The sequence below is a fragment of the Flavobacterium sp. GCM10022190 genome, from assembly GCF_042656445.1.
Taxonomy (GTDB): Bacteria; Bacteroidota; Bacteroidia; order Flavobacteriales; family Flavobacteriaceae; genus Flavobacterium; species Flavobacterium nitratireducens.
Genome location: NZ_JBHSOQ010000002.1, coordinates 597,305 through 623,090 on the forward strand (window position 1 = coordinate 597,305; position 25,786 = coordinate 623,090).

17 protein-coding genes are annotated in these 25,786 nt (G+C 32.7%); 7 read left to right on the forward strand and 10 right to left on the reverse strand.

Features of this window, described 5'->3' with window-relative positions; all coding sequences use genetic code 11:
- Nucleotides 1-20 precede the first annotated feature (20 nt).
- The 5 genes from ACFPTQ_RS09455 to ACFPTQ_RS09475 form a co-directional block, all read right to left on the reverse strand.
- On the reverse strand, nt 21-1,124 hold the full coding sequence (locus ACFPTQ_RS09455; RefSeq protein WP_379776786.1) for a PepSY-associated TM helix domain-containing protein: 1,104 nt from the start codon (nt 1,122-1,124) through the stop codon (nt 21-23).
- A 36-nt stretch (nt 1,125-1,160) separates the two neighbouring features.
- Entirely contained in the window at nt 1,161-3,605 is a 2,445-nt protein-coding gene (locus ACFPTQ_RS09460; protein WP_379776789.1) for a TonB-dependent siderophore receptor, read from the reverse strand.
- A 266-nt stretch (nt 3,606-3,871) separates the two neighbouring features.
- Nucleotides 3,872-4,084 carry a hypothetical protein gene (locus ACFPTQ_RS09465; RefSeq protein ID WP_379776792.1) on the reverse strand — a complete coding sequence of 71 codons (213 nt, stop codon included), beginning with the start codon at nt 4,082-4,084 and terminating at the stop codon, nt 3,872-3,874.
- 368 nt (nt 4,085-4,452) lie between these two features.
- Complete coding sequence (locus ACFPTQ_RS09470; protein ID WP_379776795.1) at nt 4,453-4,986, reverse strand: hypothetical protein; 534 nt, start codon at nt 4,984-4,986, stop codon at nt 4,453-4,455.
- 73 nt (nt 4,987-5,059) lie between these two features.
- Entirely contained in the window at nt 5,060-6,886 is a 1,827-nt protein-coding gene (locus tag ACFPTQ_RS09475) for a hypothetical protein (RefSeq protein ID WP_379776798.1), read from the reverse strand.
- A 527-nt stretch (nt 6,887-7,413) separates the two neighbouring features.
- Here ACFPTQ_RS09475 and rpsA point away from each other — a divergent pair.
- The 5 genes from rpsA (at nt 7,414) to ACFPTQ_RS09500 (ending at nt 15,480) form a co-directional block, all read left to right on the forward strand.
- Entirely contained in the window at nt 7,414-9,192 is a 1,779-nt protein-coding gene (gene rpsA / locus ACFPTQ_RS09480) for a 30S ribosomal protein S1 (RefSeq protein ID WP_379776799.1), read from the forward strand.
- A 255-nt stretch (nt 9,193-9,447) separates the two neighbouring features.
- On the forward strand, nt 9,448-11,607 hold the full coding sequence (locus tag ACFPTQ_RS09485) for a gliding motility-associated C-terminal domain-containing protein (RefSeq protein ID WP_379776802.1): 2,160 nt from the start codon (nt 9,448-9,450) through the stop codon (nt 11,605-11,607).
- Between the two features lie 30 nt (nt 11,608-11,637).
- Complete coding sequence (locus ACFPTQ_RS09490) at nt 11,638-12,573, forward strand: type IX secretion system membrane protein PorP/SprF (RefSeq protein WP_379776805.1); 936 nt, start codon at nt 11,638-11,640, stop codon at nt 12,571-12,573.
- 10 nt (nt 12,574-12,583) lie between these two features.
- On the forward strand, nt 12,584-14,641 hold the full coding sequence (locus ACFPTQ_RS09495; RefSeq protein WP_379776808.1) for an OmpA family protein: 2,058 nt from the start codon (nt 12,584-12,586) through the stop codon (nt 14,639-14,641).
- Between the two features lie 284 nt (nt 14,642-14,925).
- Nucleotides 14,926-15,480 carry a fasciclin domain-containing protein gene (locus ACFPTQ_RS09500; protein WP_379776811.1) on the forward strand — a complete coding sequence of 185 codons (555 nt, stop codon included), beginning with the start codon at nt 14,926-14,928 and terminating at the stop codon, nt 15,478-15,480.
- 87 nt (nt 15,481-15,567) lie between these two features.
- Here the strand turns inward: ACFPTQ_RS09500 and pheT are convergent, their stop codons facing one another.
- Entirely contained in the window at nt 15,568-17,988 is a 2,421-nt protein-coding gene (gene pheT, locus ACFPTQ_RS09505; RefSeq protein WP_379776814.1) for a phenylalanine--tRNA ligase subunit beta, read from the reverse strand.
- A 265-nt stretch (nt 17,989-18,253) separates the two neighbouring features.
- Here pheT and ACFPTQ_RS09510 point away from each other — a divergent pair, with 265 nt between their 5' ends.
- Nucleotides 18,254-19,759, forward strand: coding sequence for an aldehyde dehydrogenase family protein (locus ACFPTQ_RS09510; protein WP_379776817.1), 1,506 nt, complete (start codon nt 18,254-18,256; stop codon nt 19,757-19,759).
- 62 nt (nt 19,760-19,821) lie between these two features.
- On the forward strand, nt 19,822-20,196 hold the full coding sequence (locus ACFPTQ_RS09515) for a DUF779 domain-containing protein (protein ID WP_379777206.1): 375 nt from the start codon (nt 19,822-19,824) through the stop codon (nt 20,194-20,196).
- Nucleotide 20,197: 1 nt separating this feature from the next.
- Here ACFPTQ_RS09515 and ACFPTQ_RS09520 read toward each other — a convergent pair whose 3' ends face one another.
- From ACFPTQ_RS09520 to recG, 4 genes are all read right to left on the reverse strand, one after another.
- Nucleotides 20,198-21,121, reverse strand: a complete 924-nt coding sequence (locus ACFPTQ_RS09520; RefSeq protein ID WP_379776819.1) for an AraC family transcriptional regulator — start codon at nt 21,119-21,121, stop codon at nt 20,198-20,200.
- 217 nt (nt 21,122-21,338) lie between these two features.
- Complete coding sequence (locus ACFPTQ_RS09525; RefSeq protein WP_379776822.1) at nt 21,339-21,611, reverse strand: hypothetical protein; 273 nt, start codon at nt 21,609-21,611, stop codon at nt 21,339-21,341.
- A 963-nt stretch (nt 21,612-22,574) separates the two neighbouring features.
- Nucleotides 22,575-23,435, reverse strand: coding sequence for a bestrophin family protein (locus ACFPTQ_RS09530; RefSeq protein WP_379776825.1), 861 nt, complete (start codon nt 23,433-23,435; stop codon nt 22,575-22,577).
- An 84-nt stretch (nt 23,436-23,519) separates the two neighbouring features.
- Nucleotides 23,520-25,631, reverse strand: coding sequence for an ATP-dependent DNA helicase RecG (gene recG, locus ACFPTQ_RS09535; protein ID WP_379776828.1), 2,112 nt, complete (start codon nt 25,629-25,631; stop codon nt 23,520-23,522).
- Nucleotides 25,632-25,786: the final 155 nt, after the last annotated feature.

Here is a 25,786-nt window from a genome sequence, read left to right on the forward strand (position 1 = left end):
TTTTAGCGTTTTTTTATTGGTTACTTTCTCTTGCGTCCCCACCAGATTATAAAACCGGTTATTGGAGCTGTTGCCGCAACTAGACAAACTAAAAAAGCAATAATTTTAGTGGGTAAACCATAAATACTTCCTGTGTGAATAGGGTAAATAATCCGTCTTAATTTATCGCCTTGACTAAAAGATTCATAAGGTTTAGTCTGAATGTTTGCACCTGTATATCGGTCAAAATAAGCGATGCTAGATTGATTTGGGATTGTTTTTTCTGTATTTTCTTTGGTTACTAAAATACTATTTACTGTATCATTGGGTAAACGTATTTGAATGTTTCCTTGGTACGGAAAAAGGGTATTGGTCTGGTCTATAATATTTTGATAAAAATAAGTTTGATGATTTATGTTTTGCGGTTTTGGTGGGTTTGCGACTTTGATGGATGGTTTTTTTGCAACACCGTCTGTTATATAATACAGGCTGTTTTCAAACCATTTAAACGACCAAGTTAATCCTGTAAGTGCTATGATTAATAAAAATAAAAAACTGTAAAAACCTAAAGTAGAATGAAAATCCCAATTAACTCTTTTAAACGAAGCCTTCCATTTGATGGTTAATCTTTGTTTGAGGTTTTTACGTTTTTTGGGCCACCACAAACACAAGCCACTGATAAGTAATATTATAAAAGTCAAACAAGAGATTCCCGTTATTAATTTTCCTGTTTTACCTAACAAAAGATTTCGGTGTAAGTGATTGACTATTGTAAAGAAATGTTTTGTTGGTTCGATACTTCCAATAACTTTTGCAGTATAGGGATTGATAGCAAAGTAAAATGTTTTTTTGTCTTTCGTTTTTGCAATAATTAATGCTGTTTTTTGAGCTTCCTGATAAGTGTAAATACGTTGAATAGAATCAATTGCAAATGATTTGTTTAAATTTTTAATTGCCTCGTCAATGGGCTTTTTAGTTGAACCAATGTTCTCTACCTTATACAATTCAGGATGTAAAAAGGAATCAATTTCTTTTTCAAAGACCAATAAACTTCCCGTTAATGCTACTATGAATACAATAAGCCCGGACGAAAGTCCGAGCCATAAATGTATTTTTCCAATGCTTTTTTTTATTGTTTTGTCCATTAATCAATAGTGTGTTTGTTTACAAATAAACTGCAATTAGAATGTATATCCAAGAGTTAATAGCCAGTTTTTAGGAGCTCCCGGGAATAATCGGATGTAGTCGTATCCTCCAACCCAATAGGTTTTATTAGCTAGATTATTAGCGTTCAGCTGTATTTTGAATTTGTTAATATTGTAATACAAAGCGGCATTCATGATCGTATAACCCGGAATAGTTTGCGTAGCATTATTGCTTAGGTTTCTTGTAGTTACAAAGTTAGATCCAAAGCCAATTCCAAAATCTTTTAATACCCCATCGGTAAAATTGTATTTTGTCCAGATGTTTCCTTGGTGTTTAGGAGTATTTGGTTTTTGTCGTCCTATTTCGCTAGCTACAGGGCTGTCGGTAATACTGGCTTCATTAAAAGAGTAAGCTGCCGAGATGCTCCATTGGGTATTGATACGTCCATTGATGTCAATTTCAATTCCTTTAGATTCTTGTTCGCCAATTGCTCTCATTAAATCAACATTACTGCTGTCATTGGCACTATACAAACTGTTTTTTTCTTTTATTTTATAAAGTGATAAGGTTACTAATAAACTTTCGTTGAACCATGATGATTTTCCTCCAAATTCAATCATATTGCTTTCTAAAGGATCAAAAGGTCCTCCGGCATTAGGATTAGCAAGTACTGAAGCGGTTTGCGGATTGTATCCTTTTACGTAGGTTCCGTATAAATTGATATTTGAGTTTAAGGTATAGGTAAGACCTAATCGTGGTAATAACGAATGTTGTTTTACTTTCTTTTCATTTTGTTTAGTGTAATTTTCTCTGTCGATATACTCATCGTAACGCAATCCAATTAAGGCTTTCAAAGGGCCTAATTTTATTTGGTCTTGCAAATAAACACCATAAGTAGAATAGAAAGTAGGATCATATGCTCTCGTCGTATAAAAATATTTACTGATATCTTTTAATTGCTGTGAACTGTAAGGATTTGATAAGTCAAAATGAGCAACATTAGGAACTGGATTTCCATTAGCATCTAATAAATAAGCGCTTTTATTGTTTGGATTGTAAGTGTTAATAGCGCCTGTGTTAGCGGCATTTCTATAACCTTTGGCTTCTAATTGAGAACCTCCTGCCGGAAGTTTTTCCTGTGCATAATCATATCCAACAACAATGTTATGATCTAGTTTTCCGGTTTGTGTTTTGTACACAAAAAAGTTGGAAATATTATCAATATATCTTTTTCTTTTTCTCATGAAAAGCTGCATTTCAATTGCGGTAGGAATAGAATTACCATCACCATCTACTGCATATTTGTTAGCTCCACGGTGTTCCAATAAATCCTCATTGTATCCTGTTCTAATGTAAGAAGCCGAAAAGGATAGTTTGTCAGTAAATTGATGATTTAATGAAGTAGTAAGAATATAAGTTTCTTCATTAAGATAATCATTTGTTGCGTTTAGAGACTGTCTAATATTAGTAGAATACAAATCATTCTCATACGTAGATTGACCTCTGTCGAGAATACTTTTGGAGTTATTATAAATTAAATCAAAGTTGACTCTTGTTTTATCATTAGGTAAAAATGAAAAGGATGGTGCAATCACTATGTTTTTGTCAAATTGTAAATCTCTAAAAGAATTGGCATTTTCGTAACCCAAATTTAAACGGTACAAAAGTGTTTTTTCTTCGTTCAAAGGTCCGGTGAAATCCCCCAATGTTCTTAATGTGTTGAAACTTCCCGTAGAAAAACTAATGCTATTTGCTGCTTGCTCCAACGGCTTTTTGGTTACACGATTGACCACTCCACCTGGCGAAGCGTTTCCAAATAGGGCGGAAGAAGGTCCTTTTAATACTTCGACTCTTTCTAAGTAGTTCGTTAATGGTTGTTTCCAGAAACCGGTTGAAGTACGTAATCCGTTCAATAATTGCGTGTTGCTTTGTCCGTTTATTCTAAACCCACGTATCGAAATGTCGTCATAAAAGGTATATTGTGTTACACCGCTAAAATTTTTAACTACTTCACCGATGCGCATTGTTCCTTGGTCGGCAATTAATTCTTTAGTAGCATACGATACTGATTGGGGTAAGTCTTTTAGTGCGATTTCAGTTTTTGCTCCAATAAAAGAACGGGTGTTTTTATATGATTTTTCTTTTCTACCAGTTATTTCAACTGTTTGTAAAGCGTTGATGTTTTCTTTTAAAATTACATTGATGTTTTTGTTTTCATTATCGCTAATAGTTACTTTTTTTTCTTGATTGATATAACCCAATGCTGTGAAAAGTAAGGTATAGGTGCCAGACTGTAAATTTTTTATAGTATAGTTTCCGTTTTTATCAGCATCAACTTGTTTGTTGTTTTCTTTGATAATAACCGATGCATATAGGTATTCGGGGGTGTTTTCGGTTTGTATTTTTCCTTTTATGGAACTGATTTGTGCTTTTCCTATTGATGTTATAGTTAGCAATAGCATTATGTAAATTGATTTCATAGAGATGTTAATTTTTGCACAAAGTTATTTTTATTTAGAATAAATACAAATAAAAACATGCTTTAATTCTGAACTATTTTGTAAGTTGTTGTTTATTAGTTGTTTGTTTTTATTCGATAAAAACGATTTTCTAATAGAATAGTTTGAGTTTTAATTTAACGAACAAAAAAAAAGAGTTAGTGGAAGCTAACTCTTTTTTGGTTCATTTGTCGTTGGTGCAAGCGTTACGCTCGTTCCTGAGAAGTAATTTTTTATTGTGTTTGATTCTAATATTTAGTTGGTTTCGATTTAGGAATATTAACCACTCCGGAGCCATCAACTAAAGAAATACCGTTTTTTTCTATCACTTTTAAGGTTATTTCAAAATTTGGTGCTGATTTACCTTTTACAAACACATAATCATCAAGTGAATCGATTTTTTTTATTTCAAATCCCTGATCGTCTGAATCCTGTGCGTTGATAATTGGGTCAAAATCCAATCCTAATTCCGGGTCAGCTGTAGTAGCCGAATCTAATAGCTGTTAGTATTGTTCAATGAAATTTGGAGTTACATTTTTATTTTTTGAAAGCCATTCCAAAGTTTCAATACGTGGATTAAGAAAGTCTTTATTGTAATCGTTAATGAATTTCAGCGCTACGGTGTAATCTTTGTTGTCACTCGATCTTGAGTGTGCTTTTTTTGAATGAATAGCTTCTTTACAACTGAAAGTTAGTAATAGGATGATTATATTGGATAGTGTTTCATTTTAAAATTGGTTTGCTGGTGCGAGCGTCACGCTCGTACCTAATAAAAAAGGTTTTACTTATTTGCTACGGGCACGAGCAAGATGCTCGCGCTAGCTGGAGGCTAGAATTTTTTATTTCCATGATATAAATCTTTTGGTGTGTCGGATATTATTTGAAATCCAAAATCTTTATCTTCAATTTTGTATTCTTTTAATAGTAGTTCTTTACTTATAAATTTTATTGATTTAAAGACTTTATCATCAATTGCTGCTAAATCACCCTCGAAATTTTCGTTTAATACTCTGTCATTAATTATATATTGGACGTTGTTGTCATCTGTAGAATTAACTAAATTTTGATATTCAGTAGATTTAGATGTAAAATATTTCCAATATCTGTTTTTGCAAAATTTTTTAGTTTCTATATAAACTACACCGTCTTTTCCATCTTCTCCCAGTAAATCATAAGCGTTTTTGTCTTTATAAACTGTTACAGAACTAATTTCATTAGGATTGTATTTTTGTAAATCTTCTTTTTCTACGCTGATGCTATCAATGAAAAAAATAGGATTGGTGCCAATTTTTTTAACCATTCTTTTAGGTGATTGTGCAAACGAAATGGTGAATGAAAACAGAGTAATTAATAGGTATTTCATAGTTTTTTTATTGATTGGTTTTGTTTATTTGTTGCGGGCACGAGCAAGATGCTCGCGCGATCTGGGTAGTCGTTCATTCTTCAAATTTGTAGGGAGTAAACAATTCAACTTCCGTTTTTCCTAATGACCAAAGAGTAAAATCTTTTAGAAATGAATATTTTGAAATTACTTTTTCAATTTCTTTCAATGTTTTCTCATCAGTGTTATTTTCTTTTATGTGTTGATGTTTATCAATTTGATATTGAATTAAGTTTAATATGTCTTCTTTAGTTTTAGTTGTTGTTTCAGGACTTAAGTTTGATTTTGCTTCTTCAAAAATTGGTTTAGTTAAGGAAGATGTCATTTTCAATAATGAATTTGTCATCTTTGTTAAAGGATCGTCATCCTCGTTTTCAATTATTAAATTTTCTAAAGTTGAATTTAAATAGTTTAAATACTTCGTTGAATTGTCTAGAAAATCAAAAGGATTTAAAAATATTTTAGATTGATTGTTTTTATAAATTAGCATAGTATCTTTTATAAAAAGACCCTTTTCATTCTCTTTAAAATTATGTTGAAGCCTTTCAATAACATTGTCATCAATCGCAATGATTGGATAAATAGCGGCTTGTTCAAGTTTGTAGGCTTTTACTAAACCACCTGAAAAAATCATGTTTTTATCAGCATAGAAACTACCTATTGATATCCCACCTCTCACAAAAAAACCTTTTTGCATCATTGCTAGTTGATATGCTTTTACGATACTTGATAAAGAATGGAATTGGATATGAAAATCATTACCAAATTCAATAAATGGAAGCGAAATACAAATACAATCAGAAAACATTCTATACTCTAAATATTCTTTTACATCAGTTTGACTTTTTGGGTCAATCATCTTTTCAATTGATAATTTAATTGCAATTTCTAATGTATCGTGAAGTTCGTTTAAGATGTTTGAACTTTCATCAGAATCATATTCTTCAATGATTGCTGAAAAACCCAGAATATCCATAAAAGCAACTATTCGCAGTTCAGTGTCAACTAAATTATTTTTAAATAATTTTTTTGGTGTATCTAAAATGTTAACTTTCATTCTACCCCTTTTCGAAACTTTGATAAAACATTCTTCAAATATTAAAGCAATTTCGTTTTCTATGATTGTTAAATCAATTTCTTGCTGATTTAACAAAATGCTTGTTTGCTTTTCAATTTCTGAGATAATAAGATTAATGCTGTCATAGAAATTATTTTTTTCATCAAATGTTCCGTTGTCAAATTTCACTTCTAAACATCTACGAATTAGAAAATCTATTTCTGTCATAATTTTAGTCCAGAAGGTACTTACATCCAGGTCTTTTTGATGTTGAAAATGATATTTTCTAATATTTCTTTTAAATGAGTCTACGAATATTTTTGAATTTTCGTGCTTAAATTCTTCTTCAACAGTAAAGTTTTTTTCTAAAATATTGCTAATTACTTTTGTTGCCCATTGAGAAAAATGAATTCTTATAACTTCATTAAATGGGGTTTCAAGCTCGTATTGTTGAGAAACTGGAAAAATATTCGAGATTAGGTCGTCAGCATAAATTTCCAATATTTGTTCAAGAAAAATTTGCCCAGTATGCTTAGACCAGGCATTTACATTGACAGCGTCAAAAAAGACTTTCTTGTTTCCATCAAAATTTATTGTTTTGGCAATGGCTTTAAATTCTCTGCTTATTGTTATATCAGGAGTTCTAAACCGCTCTTCACAATAGCGCTTAATTTCACCTCGAATGTCATCGGTAATAATTATTTCGGTTATGTTAGGACTTAAAAATTTTTGCTCTTTTATAGTTTCTAAAAGACTTGAAAAATACTCTTGGTTGTGTTCAACAAATTTTTCAGAATCAATAGTGTAAATTTTATATACTATCATTGTTTTTTATGATTTGTTGTGTCGAACGATTACCACTAACTTGTTTATATACTCAGTTTTTACTCTTTTAGTTGAGCTAATACAACCAATTTCGGTTTGATAAGCTCAACTCAAGTTGTGTTTTATTTGTTTTCAAATATATCAAAATATTTTTACAAAAAGTAGTTATGGAAAGGATATACGATAGATAGCCCTGATGGAAGCGGTATCCTTTTTATTTTGTCCTTCGACAGGCTCAGGATGACAAAATAAAAAGATAGAGCGGACAGCAGGAGGGAAGTGGTTTTGGAAATCAGTGCGTTCTGCTTCAAAAACAAATAAGAAGCACCGTTAAGGTTATTATTTTGATTTAGTTGTGATTATGAGTGGAATTTGTTTTGTAGTTAGAGAATAATGTTTTAATTTTGCGCACCTTTTGGTGAATAAGAGTTTCCTTTAGGTATCAACAATTTATATCAACAACTTCTGTTGTTTTCTCTCACATTAAGAAGCTCAAGAGGACACAGAATACAAATTTACAAATCAGCATGTCTGAACAATTAAAATCACAAGAAGAGTTTTTAGCAAATTTTAACTGGCACAATTTCGAAGAAGGTATTGATGCAGTTGATGAGAAAAACTTACAAGAATTCGAAGAATTAGTATCTAAAACTTTCATCTCTACAGATCAAGAAGAAGTAGTAGAAGGAGTTGTTGTAAGAATTACTGATAGAGACGTTATCGTTGATATCAATGCTAAATCTGAAGGTGTTATCTCTTTAAACGAATTTCGTTACAACCCTAACTTAAAAGTTGGAGATAAAGTAGAAGTATTAATCGACATCCGTGAGGATAAAACAGGTCAATTAGTATTGTCTCACAGAAAAGCTCGTACAATCAAATCATGGGATAGAGTTATTGCTGCTAATGAAACTGGAGAAATCGTTAATGGTTTCGTTAAATGCAGAACTAAAGGTGGTATGATCGTAGACGTATTCGGAATCGAAGCGTTCTTACCAGGATCTCAAATTGATGTTAAACCAATTAGAGATTACGATGTTTACGTAAACAAAACTATGGAATTCAAAGTGGTAAAAATCAACCACGAATTCAAAAACGTTGTTGTATCTCACAAAGCGCTTATCGAAGCTGATATCGAGGTACAGAAAAAAGAAATCATCGGTCAATTACAAAAAGGACAAGTTTTAGAAGGTGTTGTTAAAAACATTACTTCTTACGGTGTATTTATTGACTTAGGTGGTGTTGACGGATTAATCCACATTACTGACCTTTCTTGGTCAAGAATCAACCACCCTTCTGAAGTTCTTGAATTAGACCAAAAATTAAACGTTGTTATCCTTGATTTCGATGATGAGAAAACAAGAATCCAATTAGGATTGAAACAATTAAACGCTCACCCTTGGGATGCATTAGATGCAAACTTAACTGTAGGTGATAAAGTTTCTGGAAAAGTAGTTGTTATTGCTGATTACGGTGCTTTCATCGAAGTTGCTGAAGGTGTTGAAGGTTTAATCCACGTTTCTGAAATGTCATGGTCTACTCACTTACGTTCTGCTCAAGATTTCGTAAAAGTAGGAGATGTTGTTGAGGCTGTTATCTTAACTTTAGATAGAGACGATCGTAAGATGTCTTTAGGTATCAAACAATTGACTCAAGATCCATGGACTGATATCACTGCTAAATACCCAGTAGGTTCTAAACATACAGGTATCGTTAGAAACTTTACAAACTTTGGAATTTTCGTAGAATTAGAAGAAGGAATTGATGGATTAATCTACATCTCTGACTTATCTTGGACTAAGAAAATTAAACACCCATCTGAATTTGTAAACGTTGGTGAAAAATTAGACGTAGTTGTATTAGAATTAGATGTTGAAGGACGTAAATTATCTTTAGGTCACAAACAAACTACTGCTAATCCTTGGGATCAATACGAAGATTCATTCGCTGTTGGAACAATCCACAACGGAGAAATCTCTGAAATCGTTGACAAAGGAGCTACTGTAGAATTTGGTGATGATATCGTTGCTTTCATTCCTACTCGTCACTTAGAAAAAGAAGACGGTAAGAAATTGAAAAAAGGTGAATCTGCTGATTTCAAAGTAATCGAATTCAACAAAGAATTCAAAAGAGTAGTTGCTTCTCACACTGCTATCTTCCGTGAAGAAGAAGAGAAAAACGTGAAAGCTGCTGCTGAAAACACTGCATCTGCTACTTCTACTAATGCACCTGCTGCTACTTTAGGAGATAACAATGATGTATTAGCTGCTTTGAAAGCTAAAATGGAAAAATCTGAGAAAAAATAATTCTCAACTTTCTTATAAATCTAAAAGTCCCGAGTAATCGGGACTTTTTTTTTGCTTCTATTTATTTATCAATGATTTAGGTTTTTTAAACCTTGAGTATTTTATGAGAATGAATTGTTTTAGTCTTTTTTAAAATTAAATATTTTTTTGAAAGATTGTTATAAACTGTATTTTGTTAGGTTTTTTACAAAATTTTGCTACTTTATTTCTTACATTAGCGTAATATTCTCAAAACTACCTTTAAATAATGTGCGTATGAAAGTAAAAATACTCTATTTTGTAAAAAACAACTTTCTAAAATTACTCCTCTTTTTTCTTTTTATTTTCTCTGCTAATTCCTATTCACAGTGCGCAGGATCTGATGCTACAATAACAATTTGCGATTTGGCTAATCCAGCAAACCAAAGCATTAATTTGTATAGTTATTTAGGAGGTACTCCCACACCAGGAGGAGTTTGGAGAGATAATTCGAAACCGCTATCTTCCAACACATTCAATGGTATTTTGAACGCTCAGTTAATTCGTAATAGTGGAGCTTATACCTTTACTTATATTCAAGATCCTTCTTCTTGTTCGGATAATGAAGCGACTATAACCGTAAATATAGGTCCATATGCTGGAGTTCCAAGTCCCAATGTAACGGTTTGTGATGATGATGGTTCATTTAATTTATTTCAAGCATTTGATGGTACAAAATTAGCACCGCAACAAAATGGAAAGTGGACAGCAAATACTAATTCTTCATCATTGGTGGGAAGTACGATTAAACCCAATGTATTAAGAGAAGGTTATTATTCTTATACTTATACTATTCCAGCTTTAGGAACATGTCCAGAACAATCAGCTGAAATTTTTGTTTCGATAGTTAGAAAACCCGTTTCTGGAGCACCTTTAAATTTGCAAATTTGTAGTACGGTTGATTTTAATTTGTATAAAAATGTAAATTTAAATGATTTACTTTCTAATGAAGATCCTGATGGTGCATGGTTAGAGCAATCAGGAACCACCGAATTATCTTCGTCTGGGGATAATATCATTGACGTTCAAAATATTTATAATACTTTGGGAGCAGGAACCTATAGTTTTGCTTATAAAGTTGAATCTCCAAATCCTATTTGTACATTTTCTCAGTCGGTAGTAGAAATCGTTATCGAAGACCCACTGGATTTTAGAGGTTCAACCTTAACTGTAAATTCGGATATATGTGAAGACCAAATTGCAACAGCAACCTACAATGGTGTTTTAAAAAGAGGACCACAACCTATTCCTGATGGAACTTATGCGGTAACTTATTCCATAAATTCAGGAACTTCTACACAAAGTGTTTCGGTTAATGGAAATTTTACTAATGGAAATTTTAATTTTACACTTGATCGTTCTAAATTTCCTGCAGTAGGGGATTACACGGTTACGATAAATAGTATTATAAAATCGACTTCTACGGGTATTTGTAGTAATCTTTTAGGAACCATATCAGATGTGGTAAGTATTTTTGCAACTCCTAAAATTAATTCGGCTACTTTAAAAATAGATCCTATTTGTTCTGGTTTTGATGCTAATGTTGAAATTTCAGGAAATACAAACCTAGGTAATGGTACTTACCGAATTACCTATTCGCTTTCAGGGGATAATACAGTTGCTAACCAACAAATCGATTTCACAGCCGTTAATGGTGTCGCTACTTTTACTATTCCGGCTAATTTGATTCCAAATGCAGGTACTAACACTGTTTTTGCAATTAGCAATATCGTTAATCTTACTTCTACCTGTTCTAGTGCAGTTAGTCTATCAAAAACATTTGTTATCAATCAAACTCCTGATGTAGCCGCCATTGCTGTGAGTATCGAAAATGAATGTTTAGAAGGGGATACGGTTGTTCAAATTACAGGATTAGATAAAGTTACAAATGCTACTTTAACCTATTCATTATCGGGTGCGAATAGCATTTCTAATCAAACTATCGAATTAAATGTGGAATCGACGAATGCTAGTTTTATAATTCCAATGGAAAATTTAACTAATTCAGGAACGAATACATTTACACTTCACTCGGTAAAAAATACGACAACGCAATGTAGTATAGAAACAACTACAAACAATACCGCTTCTTTCACACTTGAAAATTGTAATTTTTTAATCCCTGATGGTTTTTCACCTAATGGAGACACTGTAAATGATACTTTTAGAGTTCCTAAAATTGAATTTATCTACCCTAATTTCACTTTAGAAATTTATAATCGTTATGGGAATTTAATGTTTAAAGGAGATAAAAACAAAACAGAGTGGGATGGTAGAAATTCAGATTACAAAGTAGGAATTGATGGAATGGCTCCTAATGGAGTATATTTTTACATTCTTCAGCTTAATAAAGGAAACAAAAAACCAATCCAAGGAAGACTATATCTTAACCGATAATAGTTAGCATTACTTTAAATTAAATTTCGAATGAAAAAAATAATATTCAGCATCAGTTTTTTATTGTTTATACTAAAAGTTTCAGCCCAGCAAGACCCTGAATACACTCATTATATGTATAATATGAATGTGGTAAATCCAGCTTATGCAACAGGAACTCAGGCTATGTTAGATTTTGGGGTTTTATATCGTTCTCAATGGGCAGGAATGGTTGGTGCACCAAAAACTTTTAACTTTTTTAGCCATATTCCATTGAATAAAAAAGTAGAAATGGGAGTTTCCATAATTTCTGATGATATAGGGGATGGCGCTAAAAAAGAAGATAATTTTTATGCTGATTTTGCCTATGTACTTGATGTAAATAGCAGTGCTAAATTATCTTTAGGTTTGAAAGCGGGTTTTACTTCATTTAAGACAAATTTTAATGGATTTGTTTTTGAAAGTGGAGATTCATCTACAGATATGGCTTTTTCAGAAAATGTCAATTCTATCTTTCCTAATATAGGAGTAGGGGCTTACTATTTTACCGATCGCTACTATGTTGGATTCTCAGCGCCTAATTTATTGTCTTCAAAACATATTGAAGAGCGCTCTGGAATTAATGCTTTTGGTTCTGAAAAAATACATATGTTCTTAACAGGAGGTTACGTTTTTGACTTATCGGATACTTTTAAACTAAAGCCAGCTTTTATGACTAGAATTGTCCCAGGTTCAGCGGCTTCTATGGATGTTTCGGCAAATGTGTTGTTTAATGAAAAATTTGAATTAGGTGCTTCTTACCGTATCGATGATTCAATAAGTGGTTTGATGAGTATCAAAGTTTCTCCAAGTATTAGAGTGGGTTATGCTTATGATCACACAACTTCAAATTTGGGGCAATTTAACTCAGGAACACATGAGTTTTTTATGTTGTTCAACATAGATTTATTAGGCAAAGGATTCGACAAATCACCAAGATTCTTTTAATATGATAGCAATGAAAAGAATATACCTTATTTTAATTGTATGTAGTATACAATTCACTCAAGCACAAACACAGCAATCTATAAGAGCTAAACGTTTATTTGATAGAACGCATTATAGTGAAGCGATTCCGTTATACGAATCACTTATAAAAAATAATCGCTCATTTGAAATTGTTCAAAATCTAGCCGATTGCTATTATAACACGAATGATTATGGGAATGCGCAAAGCCAATATCGTTTTTTAATTGCCCGATTCCCTGAGGCTGCTACGGCTGAAAATTATTTTAAATACGTCCAAACGTTAAAAGCTTCTGGTAATTATGAGGAAGCTAACAAGGTAATTAAGGAGTATTATGTTAGTACAAATAATCAAAAAGCAATTGAAAAATTAGATAAAGATAATTTGGTTTTAGAAAATATTTCGGCTTTAGGTGATCGATACAAAATTAAAAACATGAGTATCAATACACCAAATTCGGAATTTGGAGCTGTTCCTTATGGACAAAAATTAGTTTTCTCGGCGGTGAATATAAAGCCTTTTCTTTTTGAAAAGATGTATAAGTGGAACAATCAAAGTTATTTGAATTTGATGTCTGTTGAACTTAAAAATCCAACTTCAGATTCGATTCGAAAATTTGCTATTGAATTAGAAACACCTTTGCACGAATCCAATGCTATTTTTACTAAGGATGGAAAAACAATGTATTTTACACGTAACAATTCTGTTGACGGAGTAAGAGTAAAGAATACGGATAAAGTTTCGACTTTGAAAATATACAGAGCAGATTTAATAGATGGTAAATGGCGAAATGTAACTGCTTTACCATTTAATAGCGATACTTATTCTGTAGAGCACCCAGCATTAAGTACGGATGAAAAAATCTTATATTTTGCTTCCGACATGCCAGGAAGCTTAGGTTCTTTTGATATTTATAGTGTTTCAATTTCAGGGGGAAATTTTGGTACACCTAAAAATCTTGGTCCAAGTATTAACACAGATCAATTAGAACAATTTCCATTTGTATCAAAAGATAACAAATTATACTTTTCTTCGAATGGTCATGCTGGATATGGGATGTTAGATGTATTTGTTTCGGAAATCAAAAACGGAGAATTTACTACCGCTCTAAATGTTGGTTTACCTATCAATTCGGGTTATGATGATTTTTCATTTGTAATTGATTCAGCAACTAACAGCGGTTATTTTGCTTCGAATAGAAAAGGCGGTAAGGGTGCAGACGATATTTATGAAATTAGTGAATTACAGCCTTTGATAGTTGAAAATTGTATGCAATATATATCTGGTGTCATAACGGATGTTGATACAAAACAAGCATTGGCTAACGCTAAAGTAACATTGCAAGATGCTAATAAAAAAGAATTGGAGTCTGTAGTTACTTTGGCTGATGGGCGCTTTAATTTTACGGTAGATTGTGAAAAAAGTTATACTGTTTTCGCATCGAAAGAAGAATATACCAATGCTTCTAAATTCTTAAAACTGTACAAGGAGAGAAAGAAAGTAAATGATGCTTCATTAGCATTAAAATCGAATGAAGTGATTAAAAAAGAAAACGAGGAACTGCTTAAGAAAGCTAAAATAGACAAAGAAATAGCATTGAAAAAAGCAATTACTGATTCTGTAAATAAGAAAAAACAAAAAATTACTTTGATTATAGATTCTGAGAAAGATATTATAAAAGATAAAGATCGATTATTGATAAAGACAGATCCAATTTACTTTGATTACGATTTATGGTATATTCGAAAAGAATCAAAACCAATCCTGAATAAGGTAATTGAATTGATGAAAAAATATCCAGAAATGGTAGTTGAGATTGGTTCACACACGGATAATCGTGGAAATGCTAAATACAATGCTGAGCTTTCATCAAAAAGAGCTAATTCAACACGTGAGTATTTTATTAGTCAAGGGATTCCAGCTAAACGAATCTTGGCTAAAGGTTATGGAGAATCAGTTCAAATTGTAAAATGTGAACCAAGTGAATCTTGTACCGAAGAGCAGCATGAATTGAACAGACGAAGTGAGTTTGTAATTAAGAATTTATAACTATACCATTTAGGATTTAAAGGAAGGTTTTCAAAGTGTAATTTGAAAACCTTTTTTTTATGTAGTTTAATTCTAATTATTAAAGTGTGTTTTAATTTAATAGAGAAAGATTTTAATGAACCCCGATTTCAGCTTTGAAATCGGGGTTTTTATTTGTGTTTAATAGGTTCGTTTTTAATGTTTTAGTGGTTTGATATGATTTTTATTTGATTTTTATTTGATTTTTTTAAAACCAAAAGAAATCTATCATCGTAAATGCTTTTATATAACTTAAAATATTTTTTATGAAAACTAAAAACCTATTATCAGCAGTAATTATGGCCTTTGTATTTGGAGCTACATCTTTTGCACAAAAGGCAGTTACAGTAGGAGGTGCCCCAATGTATCCTACTAAAAACATTATTGAGAATGCCGTTAATTCTAAAGACCACACTACTTTGGTCGCTGCTGTTAAAGCAGCAAAATTAGTAGAAACTTTGCAAGGAAAAGGACCATTCACCGTTTTTGCCCCAACAAATGCCGCTTTTGGTAAATTACCAAAAGGAACTGTGGAAACATTATTAAAGCCTGAAAACAAAAAAATGCTACAAACTATTTTGACTTATCATGTGGTTGCTGGAAAAATGAATGCTTCAGATATTGCAAAAGCAATCAAAGCAGGAAATGGAAAAGCTACACTGAAAACCGTAAGTGGTGGTACATTAACAGCTTGGATGAAAGGTAAAAAATTATATATCACGGATGAGAAAGGTTCGATGTCTGAAGTTACAATCGCTGATGTAAATCAATCGAATGGAGTGATACATGTTGTTGATAGCGTTTTGCTACCTAAGGCATAGTTAGATTTGGTTAACTATATTTTGTTAGAAATGAAAAACCCATTCGCTTTGGCGAATGGGTTTTGATTTTTATAAGTTCTAATAGAATTATCGTAAAGAAGCTCCAAGTTCCGTTTCAAAATTCTTTTGCAACTTGCTCATGATTTTATCAATTTGAGCATCAGTAAGTGTTTTGGAGTCGTCTTGCAAAATGAAACTCAAAGCATAAGACTTTTTGCCTTCAGGAAGATTTTTTCCTTCGTAAACATCAAAAAGGTTAATATTCTTTAACAAACTTTTCTCTGTTTGTCTGGCAATGGTGTAAATGCTATCGTAGCTTACATTTTGATCAATTAATAAAGCTAAATCTCTTCTTACCTCAGGGTATTTAGTGATTTCGCTGAATTTTATTTTAGTTGGAATTGTTTTTAATACTGTTTCCCAATTAAAATCGGCAAAGAAAACTTCTTGTTTGATACCAAAATGTTTTAAGATGGATTTTTTTACCACACCAAATTCAACTAAAACATTATGTCCAGAAGTAATTGCTATCCCCTCAGAAAATATATCCGATTTTACAGGAGAATTTTGTGTTTTTGCAATCCCTAATCGGGTAAAAATACCTTCTACATAACCTTTAAATAAAAAGAAATCAGATGGTTTTTGAGTGTTAGTCCAATTTTCTTGATTTCTGTTTCCAGTTACAAACATAGTAAGATGTTTGTGCTCTTCATAACCGGCTAAAAATTTATGGTAAGATTTGCCAAATTCGAATAATCTTAAATCGGAATTTTTTCGATTAATATTGTATGCAATCGCTTCTAATCCTGAAAACAATAAGGATTGACGCATGGCAGCTAAATCGTTACTCAATGGGTTTAACATCGTAACATTGTGTTCTTCTTTGAGCATTTCAGAAAGTTGAACATAAGAGGCCGTTGTTAACGAGTTAGCCATCATTTCGTGGAATCCTTGCGAGTTTAATTGATTCCCAACGATGTTTTGTACTTTGTAATCTTCGTTTCTAGGTGCATTAAAAACGGTTGCACTCAATTTGTTTGAAAAATCAATTTTATTGTAACCGTATACTCTTAGGATTTCTTCAATTACATCAATTTCTCTTTGAACATCAACACGATATGCAGGAATCGTCAAACCTAAACCAGCATCCGAAACGCTATTGATTTTAATATCTAATGATGCTAATATTTTCTTTATAGTGTCTTTTGGAATTTGTTGGCCGATGATTTTAGTCACTTTATCAAAGTTTACAAATACCGAGAAATCTTCTATTTTTTTAGTGTAAACATCTAAAACTTCAGAAGTGATTTGTCCACCTGCTACTTCCTGAATTAATAAAGCTGCACGTTTTAAGGCATAAGCCGTAATTGATGGATCAATTCCTCTTTCAAATCTAAAAGAAGCATCAGTATTAATCTGGTGTCTTTTAGCTGTTTTTCTAACACTAACAGGATTAAAATAAGCACTTTCTAAAAAGATAGAAGTGGTATTATTGGTTACTCCTGAGTTTTGTCCTCCTAAAACACCAGCAATACACAATGGCCCTTTGTCGTCACAAATCATTAAATCTTCTTCATGTAACGTTCTTTCTACCTCGTCAAGCGTTGTGAATTTTGTTCCCGCTTCAACTGTTTTTACGTGTATTTTACCATTTATTTTGGCAGCGTCAAAAGCGTGAAGTGGTTGTCCTAAATCGTGCAATACATAATTAGTTACATCGACAATATTGTTTTTTGGATTAATTCCAATGGCTTTTAATCGATCTTGTAACCAAGCTGGCGATGGTTTTACAGTAACACCAGAAATGGTTACTCCGCAATAACGAGGGGCTAATGTTGGAGCTTCCACATTCACGTCAATTTTTAAAGTACGCATATCTACTCTAAAATTGCTTATCGAAGGAGTGATTAGTTCGACACTTACACCATTTTGTAATAATCCAGCTCTCAAATCTCGGGCTGTTCCTAAATGGCTCATGGCATCGGCACGGTTAGGTGTTAATCCGATTTCAAAAACTTCGTCATTTTCAATTTTGAAAACTTTAGCAGCAGGAGTTCCAGGTACTAAGTCGTTATCTAATACCATAATTCCGTCATGACTGTTACCTAGGCCTAATTCGTCTTCGGCACAAATCATTCCATGACTTTCCTGTCCACGGATTTTTCCTTTTTTTATGGTAAATGCATTTCCTTCTTTATCGTATAAAACGGTTCCAATGGTTGCTACAGGTACTTTTTGACCTGCTGCTACATTGCTTGCACCACAAACAACTTGAATAGGTGCTCCGTTTCCTAAATCAACGGTAGTTACTTTTAATTTGTCGGCATCGGGATGTTTTTCGCAAGTAAGAACGTGACCTACTACAATACCTTCTAATCCTCCTTTTACAGATTGATATTTTTCAACAACTTCTACTTCAAGTCCTAAATCAGTAAGTAATGCTGCTGTTTGTTCAGAATTCCAATCGGTTTTAATGAATTGTTTTAACCAGTTGTATGATATTTTCATTTGAGTATTTTAATAAGGCTGCAAATATAAGGATTGCGATTTGGAGAAAGAAACAATTTTTAGCTTTTTTACGTAGTTTAAAGCTATGTTTTAATTGATGTTTTTTTGTTTCTAATGCTGTTTTTAGTATAATAAATTATTAATAGTTTAGTAAAAACAACTTAAAAAAATAGATATGTAAATTTTGTGCTATAAACTGAAAAGATAGTGCTACTCTTTTGTTTTTCATAAAAGTAAATTTGATAGAATTAAAAAATTATACATTATGAGTGATATAGCACAAAGACCTGAATTTAAGGCAAAGTATGATAATTATATTGGGGGTGCGTTTGTAGCACCAATTAAAGGAGCTTATTTTGATGTAGTTTCTCCAATTGATGGAAAAGTTTTTACTCAGGCAGCACATTCCGGGAAGGAAGATTTAGAACTGGCAGTTGATACCGCTTATCAGGCTTTTCAAAGTTGGGGAAAAACTTCAGTAACAGAAAGGAGTAATTTATTAAATAAGATAGCGCAGCGAATAGAGGATAATTTAGAATATATTGCAACAGTTGAAACAATTGATAATGGAAAAGCAATAAGAGAAACTCTTGCCGCAGATATTCCACTGGCAATTGATCATTTTAGATATTTTGCAAGTGTAATACGTGCAGAGGAAAGTTCCATTACTGAGTTAGATTCGCAAACGGTTTCCATTGCGTTGAGCGAACCTTTAGGAGTTGTAGCACAGATTATTCCATGGAATTTCCCAATTTTAATGGCGGTCTGGAAATTAGCTCCGGCGTTAGCTGCCGGAAATACCGTTGTTTTAAAACCAGCTGAAAGTACTCCAATTTCTATTATGGTTTTAATGGAATTAATTGGTGATATTCTGCCACCCGGAGTTGTAAATATTGTTAATGGTTTTGGGGCTGAATTAGGGCGAGCTTTGGTAACGAATAAAAAAGTATCTAAAGCTGCTTTTACTGGTTCAACAGCTACAGGGCGTTTTGTGATGCAATATGCTACAGAAAATATTGTGCCGGTTACTTTAGAGTTAGGAGGAAAATCGCCTAATATTTTTATGAAATCAGTAGCTGATGCTGATGATGCTTTTTTTGATAAAGCAGTAGAAGGAGCGGTTCTTTTTGCTTTGAATCAGGGAGAAATTTGTACTTGTCCGTCCCGATTGTTAGTTCATGAAGATATTTATGAGCAATTTATTGCCAAAGTGATTGAAAGAACGGCAGCAATCAAAACCGGAAATCCATTGGATAAATCGACAATGATGGGCGCACAAGCCTCTTTGGTACAAAAAGAAAAAATTATGTCTTATTTGAAATTAGGAAAAGAGGAAGGTGCTGAAGTATTGATTGGAGGAGATGTAAATCAGCTTGAAGGTGATTTAGAAGGAGGATATTATATTAAACCTACTATTTTTAAAGGACATAATAAGATGCGAATTTTTCAGGAAGAAATTTTCGGGCCTGTATTGGCAGTAACGACTTTTAAAACTACAGAAGAAGCTATTGAAATAGCTAATGATACCATGTACGGATTAGGAGCAGGAGTCTGGACACGTGATGCGCATGAAATTTATCAGGTTCCAAGAGCCATTCAGGCAGGAAGAGTATGGATTAATCAGTACCATTCGTATCCGGCTGGAGCTCCTTTTGGAGGATACAAACAATCTGGAATTGGACGTGAAAATCATAAAATGATGTTGGGACATTATCGTCAAACTAAAAATATGCTGATTTCTTATGATAAAAATAAATTAGGTTTCTTTTAAAAATGAATTGTCCATCAAAAAAAGGCGAGTTTAGGCTTGCCTTTTTTTATAATTTAAAAAGTATGATAAAAAGAATTGATGCAACAGATGAAGCGATTGCGCTTATACAGCTTTTAAAAGAGAAGCATGGAGATCTTATGTTTTATCAGGCAGGTGGATGTTGTGAAGGGACTCAACCACAGTGTTTTGAGAAAGGAGGGTTTTATCAGCGTATGGGCGATGTTTGTATTGGGAGTATTGAAGATACTGAATTTTGGGTAGATAAAGATTTATTTGAATACTGGAAACATGCTCATTTTACTTTAAAAGTAATTGATGCTTTTGGTGTTGGCGGATTTTCATTAGAGGCGCCTTTGAAGAAAACGTTTCAAATTGAATATCGTATTTTTACACCCGAAGAAGAAAAGGATTTAGAACCTTTAAAGTACATTGAATAGTTTAGTTAATGTGTAAAAGCTGGTATTGTTTAGGTGTGATTCCTTCGTATTTTTTGAAAATGCGAATGAAATAATTACTGTCTTCAAATCCGGACATATAACATACTTCGTTTATTTGTATTGCAGGGTTTTTTAGTAGTTGTTTCGCATGTCTGATTTTTTCATTAATTACAAATTCAATCGGACTCATTCCTAGTTCTCTTTTGAAAAAACGGGAGAAAGAAGTAGTACTCATGCATGCCGTTTCGCTTAATTTTTTTAAGCTTATATTTTCTCTTATATTTAATCGGATGTATTCTAAAATTTCGTTTATTGGTGAATCCGGATTAGTAAAAACACCATCATTAATCGATTTTGCAGTTTGAGTTTGTATAATACGAATCAGCAATTCCTGTAAAGTAAGATCAGCAAGAATGTCTTTTGTTACTGATGTACTCATACATTCTTTAATGAGTTTGTTCATAGTAGTGGCGAGCTCTAAATTATTATAAAAATAATAGTTTTGATAGTTAAGTTGCCAAAATTGATTAGCTCCTTCTTTAGGATATCGTTCGTTTAAAAATTGCAATGTATCGTTAATTTTGGTCTGATCGATGGTCAAAGCCAGACATTGTGTCGGATTTTGTACAGAAGCTTCCGGAAAATCAATTTTCATTTCTACGTTTGAAGGAATCATAACTGTTTCTCCAGGCAGATAGTCAAAACTGGGATCATCAAAAAGATGCATCACTTTTTTTCCTCTAAGCATGCTTGTAACAACTAAATCATTGAATTTTAAAGGAATTAATTCAGAAGATTTATAGGTTTCAAATAAGTTTAATTCACAATGATTTAAGTTGTAAACCGTTCTGTTTTCTACTAAAGTTTTTAATGATTTTTCATTCGATAACTTAGGAGGAGTAATTAAAGCACGATTTGTATTCATATGTAGAAATACTTTAAAGTGAACTTTAAATTTAATAAAATTATTTTCTAAAACTGGTAACGAAATGTTATAATTTTAAATGATTTCTTTTAGTTAGTTTTTTTTAAATAATCTAAGAATTAATCTGTCAGAAGAAAGAAAAAAAGTCGCTTCAATTTTTAATTGAAGTGACTTTTTAAAATGGAAATTATATTTGGTTTGTGTGGTTTAATGAAAATTATAGACAGTGGTGAGCATCAATATAAGTCCCTATCGCGCTTTCCGCGTCTTTCACTTGTTTTTTAGTATATCCTCCTGCTTCGGCTGGTAAAATAAAACTTCCATTTACAAATGCATTTGTAACGTTGATACCATTAAAATAAGAATCAATAATTGTAGCATAGGCAGCAACTTCAGCTTCAGCATTACTCAAGCGAACTGCTCCAAGTTGGAAAAAAGCATTTAATGTTGTGTCTTTACCTTCGCCATTATTGAGATCCCATAAGTTCATTCCCTCAGCCTGAGTATATGAAATACCACCAATTATTAATCCATTTGCCCATAAATCAGAAGCTCTATTGTTAGTAGCACCGTTAGCAAAGAAATAACCTTGAGAGTAAGAACAACGGTCTTCTTTCGGACATCCAGGAGCAGGAACTGTACCTTGGTTGCAAGAAGAGCCAGCTTTAATCCATGCAGCACTTGTTGCAAATGTTTTATATCCACGATCAAATTGAATTACAATTGTCCAAGAATTAGCAACAGAAAATGAAGGGAATTTAATAAAGTTAGAGGTTGTTTCTTGTGGATTACACCCTGTTCCAGAACCTTCTGTTTTAGAAATATCGGTTGGAATTCCATTAATTGAAGCGGAAATAACATCACTAAAAGTAGCACTATTTTCTCCACAATTATCAAGACTGATAATAAAATGACTTAATGTTTTAGCATTTGCTTTTGCTTTTGTGATAGTGTAAGTCCATAAAGAACCGTCAGGACTAACTGAAACAGCAATGTTGTAATCTGAAAAATTACTGGTTGAAGCTAAAGAAGCTTTTTATGTTGTAGTTAATTTTGAAGTTAGGTTTGTTAAATCAGAATCGTTTGCTACTGCTGTTTCACTGTTTAGTGTTTCATTTGTACAGCTAAAGATTGCTAAAGCGAAAAAAGAGAGTAATATTTTTTTTATATTTTACAGAAGATTAATTTACTAATTGTAAGTTTTTATTTTGAAATCTTTTATAAATATTGTTATATAAATAGTTTGAATAAAAAAAAACGTTGAAACTATTTTAAAATCGATAAAGTGTAGAAATGATGTTTTGAAGACTTAGTTATATGTAATTAATATGTTGTATGAGTGTTAATTAATTGTGTAAAAATTTGTTTTTGGAGTTTTTTGTAAAGAATATTTCAAAGAATTTAAAAATGTTTTTTTACGGTTAAACAAGGGTATTTCCTAAAAAAAGCATAGTTATATAATTTCTTCTACATGCTTTTTTATGTTTTCTGCTATTTTAGTTGTTGGTAAATCATTAGCATCGTGTCCAAAAGGTTCTTCAATTTCTTCGGCAATTAGTTCTAAACTTGCCAAAACATAAAAGATGAAAATGACAACGGGAATAACAAAATAACCGAGGTTGAAAACATAGCCAAAAGGCAAGGTCATTACATAGAAAAATATAAATTTTTTCAAGAAAACACTGTAAGAATAGGGTATGGGTGTGTTTTTAATTCGCTCACAAGCGCCACAAATATCAGTTAGGGATTGGATTTCGCTGTTTAGGATAATCAATTGATCTCCTGATATTTTTTTCTCTTTGTATAAATCATTTATTTTTGAAAAAAGTATTTTAGCCACTTGATTTGGTTTGTGGCTATGAGTCTCATTCAGTTCGATATCTTCATCTAATTGTTTTCCTGTTGCTTCATCTTTAAGATGTTTGTTTAGAATAGAAGCATAGAGTGGGATGATTTTTCTAAAAAAACACCTGTCTTTTTCATCTTCAAGAATAGCATGGAGTTTGATGGCTAGATTACGACTGTTATTTACTAATGCACCCCAGGCTTTTCGTCCTTCCCACCAACGGTCGTAAGCGGTATTGGTTCTAAAAACCAATAAAAGTGAAATAACAAACCCCAGCATACCATGCATGATTGATATGTTTTTTACTCTACTATCATCAGGTAAGTGCCAATATTCTAATTCCAAATAGGCAATTAGCGCAGAATACACTCCTATCAAAATAATAAGCGGCAATAGTTTTCTAAAAGTATCGGCTTTATGAAAACGAAATATAAAAGTGAACCAGTCTTTTGGATTGTATGAGATCATGAAAATAAATTTTGCAAGTAAAAGTAAAGGATAATTTTTGGACTAAAACAATCCTTTGGCAATAAATTAAGAATCAAAGCTATGCTAACTAATGTAATTCCAGATGTTCTTTTTCTTCGTTAATTCCATATAAACCGTTTTTAAAACGGCATGTTCGGGCTTGTTTAATCCCATATCCGAATTGATAATTTGCATGGCGTGTGCTCTGGCTAAGGAAAGAATTTCTTGGTCTTTGACTATATCGGCAATTTGAAGGTTTAAAACACCACTTTGTTGGGTTCCCATTAGGTTTCCGGGACCTCTTAACTTCAAATCTACCTCGGCAATTTCAAATCCATCATTGGTACGAACCATCGTTTCCATTCGGGTTTTACTGTCAGAACTCAGTTTATGGTTTGTAATTAGGATGCAATAACTTTGTTCGGCACCACGACCTACACGACCTCTTAATTGGTGTAATTGCGAAAGTCCAAAACGTTCCGCACTTTCGATAATCATTACTGAAGCATTAGGTACATTAACACCAACTTCTATTACGGTAGTAGCGACCATAATATTGGTTTTTCCTTCAGAAAAGCGTTTCATTTCGGCATCTTTGTCAGCTGGTTTCATTTTGCCATGAACAATAGAAATAGCATATTGAGGCAACGGAAAATCACGGGAAATACTTTCATAACCATCCATCAAATCTTTGTAATCCATTTTTTCCGATTCCTGAATCAACGGATATACAATGTATATTTGGCGTCCTTTGGCTATTTCGTCCCGAATAAATTTCCAAATCTTCAAACGATTACTGTCGTAGCGATGCACGGTTTGAATGGGTTTTCTTCCCGGAGGCAGCTCATCAATTACGGAAATATCCAAATCTCCATATAAACTCATGGCTAATGTTCGCGGAATAGGAGTGGCGGTCATCACAAGAATATGTGGCGGAATATGGTTTTTTTTCCATAATTTGGAGCGTTGTTCTACCCCAAAACGATGTTGTTCGTCAATAATAGCTAAACCTAAATTATGGAATTTTACCTTGTCTTCTATAAGAGCATGGGTTCCAATTAGAATTTGTAAATTCCCATTTTCGAGTTCTTTATGAATAATTTTTCTTTCTGAAGTTTTAGTTGAACCCGTAAGAATTTTGATGCTAACATTGAGTTTGTTTGCTAATTCTGAAAGTCCTAAAAAATGTTGGTTGGCTAGGATTTCTGTGGGAGCCATTAAGCAAGCTTGAAAGCCGTTGTCTAAGGCTAAAAGCATGCTCATAAATGCCACAATGGTTTTTCCTGAACCTACATCTCCTTGTAGCAAACGATTCATTTGGGCATTGCTTCCCATGTCCGTTCGGATTTCCTTGATTACTCTTTTTTGAGCGTTTGTCAGTTCAAAAGGAAGATGGTTTTGGTAAAAATCATTAAAAAGTTCGCCAACCTTTGTAAAAGGATGCCCTTTTATTTTGTGTTTTTGAATCAGGTTTTTCATGATCAATTGTAGCTGAATGAAAAACAATTCTTCAAATTTTAATCGGAATTGGGCTTTCGCTAAAGCTTCGGCGCTCTTTGGAAAATGAATATTGAATAATGCGGCATTCTTTGGAATCAACTTCAAGTTTTCAATGAGGTAATTAGGTAAAGTTTCTGAAAACAAGGCTTGTGTTTCCAAAAATAATTGCTGCATCATCTTGTTGATAACCCTATTTGAAATTCCCCGATTCGTCAAAGTTTCGGTTGAAGGATACACCGCCTGCATAGCCGAACGCAAACTCTGTTCGTGTTCGCTCCAGAGTTCGATTTCAGGATGTGCCATATTGTAGACACCATTGAAGGATGTACATTTTCCAAAAATGACCATCAATTCATTTATCTTCAAAGATTCGCGAATCCATTTGTGTCCCTGAAACCAAACTAATTCCATTTGACCGGTATCATCCACAAAAGTGGCCACCAATCGTTTTTTGCCTTTGGCAAATTCAACGGTTTTGACGTTGATGATTTTCCCGATAATCTGAACCTCAGCAATGTTATTTTGCAGTTGGTTGATTTTGTAATATCGGGTTCGGTCAATGTAACGGTTGGGGTAAAAATTCAGTAAATCTCCATATTTGTGAATCCCTAATTCCTTACGAAGCAATTCGCCCCTGCTGGGACCAACGCCTTTTAAGTATTCGATAGGAGTGAGTAGGAGATTGTTAGAAGACATGTATTGATTTTTAATTTAAGAATGCTGATTTCAGATTTTAGATTTGGAGGCGGTTGTTTTTGTACCAATCTTTAAATTTTCAAATCATTTAATCTTTAAATTTCAAAAACGAAGATAGTTCTTAATTGGGAATTTTAAAAATGGGATTTTTTTGA